Annotated in this window: 11 protein-coding genes; 6 read left to right on the top strand and 5 right to left on the bottom strand. The window is 70.4% G+C overall.

Annotated features, from left to right (window positions below; all coding sequences use genetic code 11):
• The first annotated feature begins 14 nt into the window (after positions 1-14).
• Positions 15-995 (top strand): UDP-glucose 4-epimerase GalE, encoded by a 981-nt coding sequence (galE, locus tag CQ045_RS11905; RefSeq protein ID WP_105723937.1) that lies wholly within the window; start codon positions 15-17, stop codon positions 993-995.
• 186 nt (positions 996-1181) lie between these two features.
• Here the strand turns inward: galE and CQ045_RS11900 are convergent, their stop codons facing one another.
• The 3 genes from CQ045_RS11900 to CQ045_RS11890 are packed head-to-tail and all read right to left on the bottom strand — an operon-like array spanning position 1182 to position 4616.
• Positions 1182-2507, bottom strand: coding sequence for an MFS transporter (locus CQ045_RS11900; RefSeq protein ID WP_105723935.1), 1326 nt, complete (start codon positions 2505-2507; stop codon positions 1182-1184).
• Entirely contained in the window at positions 2507-3433 is a 927-nt protein-coding gene (locus CQ045_RS11895; protein ID WP_105723933.1) for a polysaccharide deacetylase family protein, read from the bottom strand. The genes CQ045_RS11900 and CQ045_RS11895 overlap by 1 nt, the downstream gene beginning before the upstream one ends.
• 43 nt (positions 3434-3476) lie before the next feature.
• The gene (locus CQ045_RS11890) at positions 3477-4616 is read right to left on the bottom strand and encodes an ROK family transcriptional regulator (protein WP_105723931.1); all 1140 of its coding nucleotides are present in this window, start codon (positions 4614-4616) and stop codon (positions 3477-3479) included.
• Positions 4617-4986: 370 nt separating this feature from the next.
• Between CQ045_RS11890 and CQ045_RS11885 the strand changes: the two genes are divergently transcribed.
• Entirely contained in the window at positions 4987-5970 is a 984-nt protein-coding gene (locus CQ045_RS11885) for a M23 family metallopeptidase (protein ID WP_258131047.1), read from the top strand.
• Positions 5971-6029: 59 nt separating this feature from the next.
• Entirely contained in the window at positions 6030-6554 is a 525-nt protein-coding gene (locus CQ045_RS11880; RefSeq protein WP_105723929.1) for a GNAT family N-acetyltransferase, read from the top strand.
• A 35-nt stretch (positions 6555-6589) separates the two neighbouring features.
• Here the strand turns inward: CQ045_RS11880 and CQ045_RS11875 are convergent, their stop codons facing one another.
• Positions 6590-8041: a gamma-aminobutyraldehyde dehydrogenase gene (locus CQ045_RS11875; RefSeq protein ID WP_105723927.1), complete on the bottom strand. Its 1452-nt coding sequence runs from the start codon at positions 8039-8041 to the stop codon at positions 6590-6592.
• Between the two features lie 99 nt (positions 8042-8140).
• On the opposite strand from CQ045_RS11875, the gene CQ045_RS11870 reads away from it, so the two are divergent.
• The 3 genes from CQ045_RS11870 to CQ045_RS11860 are packed head-to-tail and all read left to right on the top strand — an operon-like array spanning position 8141 to position 10386.
• Positions 8141-8608, top strand: a complete 468-nt coding sequence (locus CQ045_RS11870) for an Lrp/AsnC family transcriptional regulator (RefSeq protein WP_105723925.1) — start codon at positions 8141-8143, stop codon at positions 8606-8608.
• 30 nt (positions 8609-8638) lie between these two features.
• Positions 8639-10042, top strand: coding sequence for an FAD-binding oxidoreductase (locus tag CQ045_RS11865; protein WP_105723923.1), 1404 nt, complete (start codon positions 8639-8641; stop codon positions 10040-10042).
• Positions 10039-10386, top strand: a complete 348-nt coding sequence (locus tag CQ045_RS11860) for a cupin domain-containing protein (RefSeq protein WP_105723921.1) — start codon at positions 10039-10041, stop codon at positions 10384-10386. Before CQ045_RS11865 ends, CQ045_RS11860 begins: the two co-directional genes overlap by 4 nt.
• A gap of 21 nt (positions 10387-10407) precedes the next feature.
• On the opposite strand, the gene CQ045_RS11855 is transcribed toward CQ045_RS11860, so the two are convergent.
• Positions 10408-11919, bottom strand: a complete 1512-nt coding sequence (locus CQ045_RS11855) for a carboxylesterase/lipase family protein (RefSeq protein WP_105723918.1) — start codon at positions 11917-11919, stop codon at positions 10408-10410.
• Positions 11920-11981 lie beyond the last annotated feature (62 nt).

Here is an 11981-nt window from a genome sequence, read left to right as displayed (position 1 = left end):
AGGAGAGGAAAGCAATGTCCTGGATCGTCACCGGCGGCGCCGGCTACATCGGTGCTCACGTCGTGCGGGCCCTCGCGGATGCCGGCCTCACCCCGGTCGTGCTCGACGACCTGTCCAGCGGCGTCCCGTCGTTCGTGCCCGAGGGCGTGCCGTTCGTGCAGGGCAGCATCCTGGACCGCGCGCTCGTCGAGAAGACGCTGCGCGATCACCACGCGGACGGCGTGATCCACGTCGCAGGCTACAAGTACGCCGGCGTCTCGGTGCAGCGCCCGCTGCATACCTACGCGCAGAACGTCGAGGGCACCCGGATCATCCTCGAGGCGATGGAGGCCGCCGGGGTCGCGAACATCGTGTTCTCCTCCTCGGCCGCGGTGTTCGGCACCCCCGACGTCCCGCTCGTCGTGGAAGACACCGCGAAGAAGCCGGCCAGCCCGTACGGAGAGTCGAAGCTCATCGGCGAGTGGCTGCTGCGCGACCAGGCGATCGCCACGGCGGACTCCGCCCGGCCGCTGCGCCACACCTCGCTGCGGTACTTCAACGTGGTGGGCTCGGCCGACCCGACCGTCTACGACGTCAGCCCGCACAACCTCTTCCCGATCGTGTTCGAGGCGCTGCTCGCGGGGAAGACCCCGAAGATCTTCGGCGACGACTACGACACCGCGGACGGCACGAACGTGCGCGACTACGTGCACGTCGGCGACATCGCCGCGGCGCACGTCGCCGCCGCGCAGCGCCTCGCCGACGGCCGCCCGATCGAGGCGGCCTACAACCTCGGCTCCGGCGACGGGCTCAGCGTGAAGCAGATCATGGATGCCGTCGCCCGCGTCACCGGCATCGACTTCATCCCCGAGATCGGACCCCGGCGCCCCGGAGATCCCGACCGCATCGTCGCGACCGGTGAGCTCGCCGCCCGTGACCTCGACTGGACCATGCGGTACACGGTCGACGAGATGGTGCGCACGGGGTGGGAGGCGCGGCGGGCTGCTCGGTCCTAGTCGCTTTCGGCTCGTGGGGCGGGCTCCGGGTCGCGCCGCTGCTCGCAGAGCGGGGCGCCCCTCCCCGCAAGCGGGGTCCCCTCCCCGATGCTCGCACCGGCGCGACCCTGCGCCCTTCGGCAGGTCGGTCGACTCTGTCGCGTGTGGGGTATCGCGACTCCTCCGTGCTGAGTATGGGAGAAGGCCTCAGAGGTCGCGCGTGCGGATCGGATAGAGCCAGAAGCAGAGCCACGCGAGGGCGGTGAACCCGAGAGGGACGACCGCCAGCATCAGGCGGATGCCGCCGTCGACGGTCTCGGGCTGCGCGTCCTCCAGCGCGGCGTCGAAGCCGGACGCCGTCAGCACCACCGCGGCGACCACCGCCTGCAGCACGACCGAGCCGCGCACCACGAAGCCGTTCACCCCGAAGTACGCGCCCTCACGGCGGTGTCCGGTGCGCACGGCATCCTCGTCGATGATCTGCGCCAGCATCACCTCGAGCAGCTGCAGCAGTCCGCCGACACCGACACCGACGCCCACTCCCACCAGCACCGCGCCGATGACGTTCGACGGCGCGAGGTAGCCGAGCACGGCGACGCCGAACACCGCGACGCTCCACAGCACCGCGGTGCGCGGCGAGGTACGCCGGACGACCGCGCTCCACAGCACGATCGAGGGGATCGCGGTGACGAAGATGGCGCCGAGCAGGAGACTGCCCTCGCCCTCCGCCGCATGCAGGGAGTACCGCACGTAGAAGGGGATCGCGGCGAGGATCACCGCGATGGCCGTCTGCACGAACAGCGAGCCGAGCACGTACGGGACGAAGGCCCGATTGCGGAAGGTGTACTTCAGCTGGTCGCCCCACCGCATCGCCTCCGACGCCGCCTCCGGGACCCGACGCTCGATCATGCCGCCGAAGAACGACCACACGAGCAGCACCAGGCAGACGACGGCGAGCACGATCGCCATGCCGGGCCACCCGAGGGCGCTGTAGAGGGCGGGGGCGCCGGCCGTGCCCAGCACCATCCCGAGGATGGCGAAGATCTGGCGCGGCACGTTGCCGCGGGCCCGCTCCTCGGTGGTGCGGAAGATCTCCGGGAACAGCGCGGAGATGTTCAGCACCACCACGACGAAGGCGACGTCGTACACGGCCACGACGACGAGGAACCAGACGATCAGCCCGGCGACGGGGAGCTCGGGCGGCATCCACACCAGCGCGAACGCGACGACGAGCGGCACGATGCCCAGTCCGATCCACGGGACGCGCCGACCCCAGGGGGTGCGCAGTCGATCGGAGAGAGCACCGACGACCGGGTTCAGGACCGCGTTCAGGATGCCGTGGGCGATCATCGCCACCGCGACCCAGCCCGCGGGCACCGCGAGGTGCGAGACGTAGAAGTAGACGACGAAGGCCGAGAAGGTCTGCGCCATCAGCTGGGTCGGGAACCCCGATGCGCCGAACGCGATGGTCTGCGATCGCCGAGGCGCGGCATCCAGACGCCGGTCGCGCAGGCGCTCGCTCAGGGCGGTCATCACACCCCTGCCCGTTGCAGGTCGCGCAGATCGCGCCAGCCGATCCGCACGAGCGCCTCGTCGTCGATCGCCTGCAGCACGGCGGGGTCGGTGAGCAGGCGCAGCTCGTACCCGCGCTTCGCCGCGCTGAAGTCGACCGCCGCACGGAGCTCGTCGTCGTCGACCATCGGATGCAGGTAGATCTCGGTGACCCCGGCGGGCACGGCGCGCAGCAGCGCGATGAAGCCGTCGCGCACCTGCTCGTAGGTCTCGTCGTCCGGCGTGCCCTCACCGAGGAGCCCGAAGGGATGCGACCACAGCCGATCGATGATCACGACCCCGAGCGCATCGGCCGCCGCCGCCGCGCCGTCGAGCTTGGCCTGGAGTGCGGCATCCTCTCCCACCCCGTCCATGCTCCGCGGCAGCCGGAAGGGGAGCCCGCTGCGGGCGGCGAGCTCGAAGACCGGGCGCAGGAAGTCGCGGCCGGTGACGAGTCCGTAGACCGAGCCCATGTGGTTGTCGAGGTGGGTCACATCGACACCGGCATCGAGTGCGGCCTGCAGCTGGGCGGAGATCTCGGCGGCGACGTCCGCTTCGGACGCGGCCTGTTCGACGGCCGCCACCTCGGTGGGGAAGAATCCTGCGGCATCGACGAGACTCGTCGCGATGCCGGTGAGCGGACGCCACCGGTACCGCGCCCATTCGCTCGTGAGCACGAGGTGCACTCCGACGTCGAGATCGGTGCGGGATGCCGCGAAGGCCAGGGCCTCGGGCGACCACGAGCACGGCACCATCACCGTCGTGGAGTCGATCCGTCCCCCCGCGAGCAGGTCGACGATCGCGGTGTTCGCCGCGTGGCACATGCCGAAGTCGTCCGCGTTGATGATGATCGCCCTGGCGCCGGGGGCGAGCCCGAGGCGATCGGCGAGGTCGGAGGGTGCGGTCATCGGAGATCCCGTCGGGTGATGGAGAGAGTACGGAGAGGGCGGATCAGCGGCCGGACTTGGCCGGTGGAGTGAGGACCCGGGTGAACACCTCACCCCGGAGTGCGGTCGCCGCTTCTCCGACGGCACCGACGAGTGGAGCCTCGGGGCCGAAGGAGGACACGCGGAATCGCAGGGGAAGCTGTGCGGCATAGTCGTCGGCGATGCGCGCGATCGCATCGACGAGCACGGGGTGAGCAGCGGTGCCGCTGAGGATGAACGCCTCGGGGTCGAGCACGAGCCCCACGCTCCCGGCGACGAGCACGATGCGCCGGGCGACCTCGTCGACGATCTTCTGAGCGTCGACATCGCCGGAGCCCGCGTCGTCGAGGTGCTCCTGCAGAGAGGCGTGGACGTCGCGCCCGACACCGAGCGCGAGGTCGTGGACGACGGCCTCGCTCACGACCGGCGCGCCGATCGGAAGCGGCGTCTGCGGGAGGTACATGACCTCGCCGGCGACTCCGGAGAATCCGCGGTGCAGCGCGCCGTCGATCACGATCCCGCCACCGAGTCCTCCGTCGAGGAGCAGCAGCGCGAAGCTGGTGAGAGCGCTGCCCGCTCCGGCCGTGAGCTCGGCGAGGGCGGCGAGGTTGACGTCGTTCTCGATGCGGACCGGGCAGCGGAGGGAGGCTGCCAGCGCGGTGCGGAAGGCGCCTCCGTCGGGCCCCTGGTCGTCGCGGATGCCGCCGTCGACGGTGACGATCCCTGGCACGCCGACGATCGCGAGATGCACGGTCCCCTTCGCCGAGCGCCGGCAGGCGTCGACGAGTTCGGCGATGTGCGCGACGCGGTCGCCGTTGAGCGGGAACGCCGCGTGCCGTTCGGCGCGCACGGTGCCGGCGGGATCGACGAGCACGACGTGCGCCGCATGGTGGTCGACGTGGACGGCCGCCGCGAAGCCGAGCCGCGGATGCAGCGCGACTCGCCCGGCGGCGGGACCTCGGGTGTCACGGTCGACGCCGGCGGCCGAGACGGCTCCTGCGCCTTCGAGCATCCGCAGCACCTGGGTGACGGCCGTCCGGGACAGCCCGGTGGTCGACATCAGCTCGGCACGGGTCTGCGGTCCGCTGCGGGCGAGGGCCTCGAGGATGGCACGGCCGTTGAGGGTGCGAAGCAGGCTCTGCGGTCCCGCGAGTGGTCTCGACATCTGAATCCGGGGTCTGCTCTCTCGTCGCTTCTCGACACGTCTTCGTGGTCCGTGCTCGACATCGGGCGCGGCGTTGTGTACTCGACGTCAGGGCGGTGCCCGCAAGGATGCCACATCGCGTCCCACTAGTCGACACTTCGAGTCATACTCATCCCTCCCTCGCGGGTCTCCCCGTCGAAGCGACGGCGGTGATGCCCCGTCGGAGCGCGCTCGATTTGACGATCCGTGGTTTCGCCGCCTACATTACAGATCGGTAACGGTGGCATCCGGGGGGATCGACCGCCGAGCACACCCGCCCTCCCGGAAGGACCCCGTCACGAATTCCCTGCCACCCGAGCGCGCTCTCGACGCCTCGGAAGCTCCCACCGAAGTGCCCGACTCACCCCGACCCCTTCTGCGTCGTGACCTGCGACGATCCGCCGGTGCGGATCCGCGAGGCCCCCAGTCGGCGGACGCACCCGACGCCGATGCCCCTCGCCCGCAGCAGCAGGCGACCGATGCGCCCCGATCGAGGCAGCGTCGATCGCACACCCCGCAGACGGAGCCGCCGACGGAGCCGCCGACGGAGCCGCCGACCGCCCCGCAGACGGAGCCGCAGGCCGCCCGGACCTCGCGGGTTCGACCCCGCCGAACGAACCGCCCCTGGGCGAAGACCAAGGCACTCAGCGCCACCTTCGCGATCGGCGTGCTGATCACCGGAGCAGCGCTGCCCGCGCTCAGCCCTGCATACGATCAGGCCGCCGCGGCCACGGCCAGGGTCTCCACCACGGCAGACGGCCTCGCACAGTCCTACACGGCGAAGGACGAGATCCGCGCGGAGATCGCCCCGCGCGGGAACTTCTCCGCGACGACGCCCGAGGAGATCAAGGAGACGCGCTCCCGTGCGGCCGCCGCTGCCGTCGCCGCCGGCATGCCGCTCGGAAGCGCGATCGAGATCCCTGTCGCCGGGCGCATCGTCATGCCGATGGCCGACGGGTCCTACTCGTTCAGCGACGGCTTCGGCGCCTCGCGGCCGGGCCGATCGCACCTCGGCCAGGACTTCGCCGCGGGCGTGGGAACGCCGATCAATGCCGCGATGAGGGGCTGTGTCTCCCGTTCCACCGAGAGCTACCAGGGCTACGGCGTGACGATCCAGATCGAGAGCATCGTCGACGGGCAGGCCGTGAGCACCGTCTATTCGCACATGAAGTACGGAACCCGCGCGGTCGAGGTCGGGGACTGCGTCGAGGAGGGCCAGTACATCGGCGACGTCGGATCGACCGGGTACGTGTTCGGCTCCTGCCTGCACTTCGAGGTGCACATCAACATGGTCGCCGTCGATCCGCTGCCGTGGCTCCAGAAGAACGTGAGCTGACCGAGACGTCGAACCGCAGCGACGCCGTTCGGCCTCCGCGATCCCCCTAGGGTGGACGGATGAGCCCGCTGGTGATCCGCGAAGCCCGCACCGAAGACGCCGACGACATCGCCGGCGTGCACGTCCGCTCCTGGCAGGTCGCCTATCGCGGGCTCATCGACCAGTCCGTGCTCGATGGCCTCTCCGTCGAGGAGAGAGCGTCGGGTTGGCGGCGCATCGTCGCGGATCCGCTGCCGACGAGCCTCGGAATCCTCGTCGCCGTGCGCGACGACCGCATCGTCGGCTGGGCGTCGCTCGGCTCGGGTCGCGACCCCGATGGGCTCGCCGACGGCGAGGTGTACGGCATCTACGCCGATCCCGCCGCCTGGTCGACCGGCGCAGGACACGCGCTGCTCGAGGCCGCAGAGCAGCGGATCGCCGAGGCCGGCCATGACCGTGCCTACCTGTGGGTGCTCGACGGGAACGATCGCGCCGACTCCTTCTACGCCCGTCACGGGTGGGTCGAAGACGGGGCGATCAAGATCGAGGAGCGCCCGGGGCTCACCTTGGAGGAGCACCGTCGCGTGAAGCTCCTGGCGCGCTGACGGCACACCGGCAGCCGAGGCCCTGCGGGCTCGCGTCAGTCGAGCGCACTCATCACGTGCTTGATCCGGGTGTAGTCGTCGAAGCCGTACTGCGAGAGGTCCTTGCCGTAGCCGGAGTGCTTGAATCCGCCGTGGGGCATGTCCGACACGAACGGGATGTGGGTGTTGATCCACACGCACCCGAAGTCGAGGTCGCGCGAGAACCGCATCGCGCGCGCGTGATCAGTCGTCCACACTGATGCGGCGAGCGCGTACGGCACGTCGTTCGCCATCGCCAGCGCCTCGTCGTCCTCGGCGAACGCCTGCACGGTGAGCACGGGCCCGAAGATCTCGCCCTGCACGACCTCATCGTCCTGTCGCACCCCGGAGACTATCGTGGCCTCCCAGAAGTAGCCCTGCTCGCCCTGACGGCGTCCGCCGGTCTCGATGGTCGCGTGCGCGGGAAGGCGGTCGATGAACCCCTGCACCTGTGCGAGCTGGGCGGCGCTGCTGAGCGGCCCGTACAGCACACCCTCCTCGTGCGGGCCGCCCGTGCGGGCATGCATCCGCGCCCTGGCGACCAGCGCCGCGACGAGCTCATCGTGCCGCGACGAGTGCACCAGCACCCGGGTGGCGGCCGTGCAGTCCTGGCCCCCGTTGAAGAACGCCCCCGTGACGATCCCGTCGACGGCTTTCTCGATCGACGCATCCGAGAACACGATCGCCGGGGCCTTGCCGCCGAGCTCGAGGTGCACACGCTTGACGTCGTTCGCCGCCGAACGGGCGACCGCCATGCCCGCACGTACCGAACCCGTGATCGCGACCATCTGCGGCGTCGGATGCTCCACCAGCGCGACGCCCGTGTCGCGGTCGCCGAGCACCACGTTCAACGTGCCGGCAGGGGTGTGCAGCGCGACGATCTCGGCCAGCAGCAGCGTGGTGAGCGGAGTGGATTCCGCGGGCTTCAGCACGACCGTGTTGCCGGCGGCGAGCGCGGGAGCGATCTTCCACACCGCCATGTTCAGCGGGTAGTTCCACGGGGTCACCTGGCCGATCACGCCGACGGGCTCGCGCCGCACGAAGGAGGTGTGCCCGGCGAGGTATTCCCCCGCCGCCCGGCCCTCGAGACTGCGGGCGGCACCTGCGAAGAAGCGCAGCTGGTCGACCGACTGCATGATCTCGTCCGCGACGAGGCCGGCGCGCGGCTTTCCGGTGTCCTGCGACTCCAGGTCGGCGAACTCCTCGGCCCGCGCCAGCATCTCGTCGGCGATGCGGAACAGCGCCAGCTGCCGGTCGGCCGGAGTGACATCGCGCCAGAACGGGAAGGCGGCGGATGCGGCGGCGTAGGCGGCATCCACGTCACTGACGTCCGAGACCGGCAGTTCCCCGTAGGCGTCTTCGGTGACCGGGTCGATGAGCGGCATCCGTCCCTCGCCCCTCGCGGGTACGTAGCGTCCGCCGATGAAGTTCTGCAACGGCGCGGAGTTCTTCAGAAGGTGACTGGACATGGGGTCATCGTATCCACATCGGTGCGGAATCTAAAGATCCGGATCATGGAAACAACGGAATCAGTTGCACTGATAAGCACTGACTGACAATATCGACACATGAGCACGAAGCCGTCCCAGCCTGCCCTTGATGACATCTCGAAGCGCATCGTCGAGCTGCTGCAGGAGGACGGCCGCCGCCCGTATGCCGAGATCGCCCGCGAGGTCGGCCTCAGCGAAGCGGCGGCGCGCCAGCGCGTGCAGCGGATGACCGAAGCGGGCATCATCCAGATCGTCGCGGTCACCGACCCGATGCAGCTCGGCTTCCACCGCATGTCGATGATCGGCATCCGGGTCTCCGGCGACCCGCGCGCGATCGCCGAGGAGCTCACCACGATCCCCGAGCTGGCGTACGTCGTCGTCACGCTCGGCACCTTCGACATCCTCGTCGAAGCCGTGTGCGAGAACGACGAGCACCTGATCGACCTCATCGCGACCCGCATCCGCACGATCCCCGGGGTCGCGCACACCGAGAGCATGCTCTACGCAGGCCTCTACAAAGACCTCTACAACTGGGGTACGCGCTGACGCGCGCCCCGCACACCACGGAGAGAACCAATGGGTACCACCGTCTTCGAACGCCAGCAGCCGTCGCCGTCCGTCATCGACGACTCCCTCCGCGACGCCGCTCTGCGGGTCTTCTGGCTCGACGACGTGGATCGGCCGACGCATCCGCGCCTCAACGGGACCGTCCGCGCCGACCTCGCGATCGTCGGCGGCGGGTATGCCGGGCTGTGGACGGCGGTGCGCGCCAAGGAGCGCGATCCCGAGCGCCGCGTCGTCCTGCTCGAGGCCTCGCGCATCGCGTGGGCGGCATCCGGCCGCAACGGCGGCTTCTGCGAGTCGAGCCTCACCCACGGACACGAGAACGGGGTGAACCGGTGGCCCGAGGAGATCGACCGGCTCGAGGAGCTGGGCCACGAGAACCTCGACGGCATCGAGCGGACGGTCGCCCGCTACGCCATGGACGCGGAGTTCGAGCGGACCGGGCAGCTGGCCGTCGCCGTCGAGCCGCACCAGGTCGAGTGGTACCGCGACGAGCCGGGCTTCCTCGACCGCGAGGCCGTGCAGGCCGAGGTGCACTCCGAGACCTTCCTCGCGGGTGATTGGGACCGCGACGGCTGCGCCATGGTGCATCCCGCCAAGCTCGGCGTGGAGCTGGCCCGCGTGGCCGCCGACCTGGGCGTCGAGATCTACGAGCACAGCCTGGTGCGCGGGATCGAGGGCGACGGGTCGGGTCCCGTGACGCTGGTCACCCCGAACGGACGGGTGGTCGCGGATGCCGTGGCGCTCGGCACGAACGTGTTCCCCTCGCTCCTCAAGCGCAACCGCCTGATGACCGTGCCGGTGTACGACTACGTGCTCATGACCGAGCCGCTCTCGGCCGAGCAGCTGGCGTCGATCGGCTGGTCGAACCGGCAGGGCCTCGCCGACAGCGCGAACCAGTTCCACTACTACCGGCTCACGGGGGACAACCGCATCCTGTTCGGCGGCTACGACGCGATCTACCACTTCGGCGGCAAGGTGCGTCCGGAGTACGAGGACCGCATGGAGAGCCACCGCAGGCTCGCCTCGCACTTCTTCACGACGTTCCCGCAGCTGGAGGGCCTGCGCTTCACGCACCGCTGGGCCGGGGCGATCGACTCGTCGAGCCGTTTCTGCGCGTTCTTCGGCACCGCCCGCAAGGGACGAGTGGCCTACGCGACCGGATTCACCGGCCTGGGCGTCGGGGCTGCGCGCTTCGCGGCCGACGTCATGCTCGACAAGCTCTCGGGCGAGGAGACCGAGCGCACCGAGCTGCGGATGGTGCGCGAGAAGCCCATCCCGTTCCCGCCCGAGCCCGCCGCCTCGATCGGCGTGAACCTGGTGCGCGCCGCGATGAACCGGGCCGACCACAACGACGGCAAGCGCAACCTGTTCCTCAAGACGCTCGACGCGCTCGGCATGGGCTTCGACTCGTGACCGGTCTCACCGCAGGAGGCGGAGTGGACGCCGGCGCCCTGCCCCTCGTGCATGAACCACTCCCCGCGGACGAGGTGCTCGCCGGGTCGCCGACGACCGCGGTGCACGAGCTGGCGACACTCGTCGGGGTCGAGGTGGGGGTCTGGGAGATGACCCCGGGCACCGCGACCGACACCGAGGCCGACGAGGTGTTCGTCGTGCTGTCCGGCCGCGCGACGATCGTGTTCGCCTCGTCCGGGCTGCCCGACCTCGAGATCGGCCCCGGCTCGGTCGTGCGCCTCGCCGAGGGCATGCGCACGACGTGGACCGTCACGGAGACGCTGCGCAAGGTCTACGTGGCCTGAGGGTGGGGCAGGCTCACGGCGTCACGACGCTGCTCCTCGCAGCGGGCGCACGGACGCGTAGGCATCGGTGACATCGCGCGTCGGCACGTCGTAGACCCGTGCGATTCCCGCGGCCCCCTCATGCCGCGGCCAGCCGGGATCGCCGCCCGCGATGAACGCGACGGCAGCGCCGTGCACCTCATCAGCCAGCTCCTGCGGCGGGTTCGGGCCGGCGAGCGGCTCCATCGCCGGCCCGTCGAGGCAGTCGAAGAAGAACGGCACGTCGAGGCAGTGCTCGGCGAATCCGAAGCGTCCCGACGGCCACGAGAACCGGTACAGCCAGGTCGGTGCATCGCCGCGGTCGGCGACGACCCTCAGCAGCGCCGAGCGGAACATCCGATCGGTCAGCAGGCGCCCCGCCACGCGGGCATTGCCCAGCCCCGCGATGTCGGCGTTTGCAGCGAGATACTCCCGGCGCGCCGACCTCGGCAATCCGAGCTTGCCCAGCAGCAGCGACCGGGGCACCCAGCGGAGCTTCTTGGCCGCATCCGAGAACACCATCGTGAACTCGTCGTCGGTCGCACCGAGCACGAGCGGCTTGTCGGCACCGACACCGGCGGCGAGCGCCTCGCGGGTCGAGCGCGGCAGGAGGTCGCCGTCGATGCTCGGTCCGAGCGGCAGCCCCTCCTCGATCATGCTTCCGACGGACGAGGGCCCGAGCTCGGTCGCCTTCTTCTGCAGGGCGAGGATGTGCTCCTCGGTCAGAGACGAGAAGCCGGCCACGGTCGGCTCGACCCCGCCGGCGGTGGCGAGCCCGCGGCCGAACGTCTCGGCGCGGGCGGAGGCGACATCGGCCAGCGCGCCCGAGATCGAGTAGACACCGTGGAAGAGATGCTGCGCCTTCTCCATCCCGAGCAGGGTCAGCACGGCGCCGCCACCGGCGGACTGTCCGGCGATCGTCACTCGCGACGGGTCCCCGCCGAACGCGGCGATGTTCTGCTGCACCCACTCCAGCGCGAGCAGCCAGTCGCGCACGCCGCGGTTGGAGGGAGCATCCTCGATCCATCCGAAGCCGTCGAAGCCGAGGCGGTAGGAGATCGACACCGTGACGACACCGTCGCGGTTGAAGTTGCGGCCGTCGTACCAGGGGCTCGCGGGAGAGCCGGCGAAGTACCCGCCGCCGTGGATCCAGACGAGCACCGGGAGGCCGCTCCCCTGCTCGGCTCGGGTCGGGTTCGACGTGAAGACGTTGACGTTCAGCGTCGAGTCGCCCTCGACGCTCGGCTCGGGGATGAGCGTCACTCCCGGGTCGCCGCGCTGAGCGGTCGCGGCGAACTCGAGCGCGTCGCGCACGCCCTCCCACGGCGCCTTCGGCACGGGCGCCTGGAAGCGCAGCGCGCCGATCGGCGCCTCCGCGAACGGGATCCCGAGGAATGCCGCCGACCGCGGGTTCCCACGCCCACCCGTCGTCGGACGCCAGCGACCGCGCACCCGTCCTGCGGCGGTGGCCACCTCGACGAAGTCGGCGGTCGTCTCGAAATCGGTATCGGTCATCACAGCATTCTCCCGGTCGTCCACGGTGATCCGCGCACTTCGTCGATCGGCCCGGTCCCGAA

The sequence above is a fragment of the Microbacterium sp. MYb66 genome (genome assembly GCF_002979435.1).
Lineage (GTDB): Bacteria > Actinomycetota > Actinomycetes > Actinomycetales > Microbacteriaceae > Microbacterium.
Note: the sequence above shows the minus strand (reverse complement) of the source record. Positions and strands in the feature narration are given on the sequence as shown.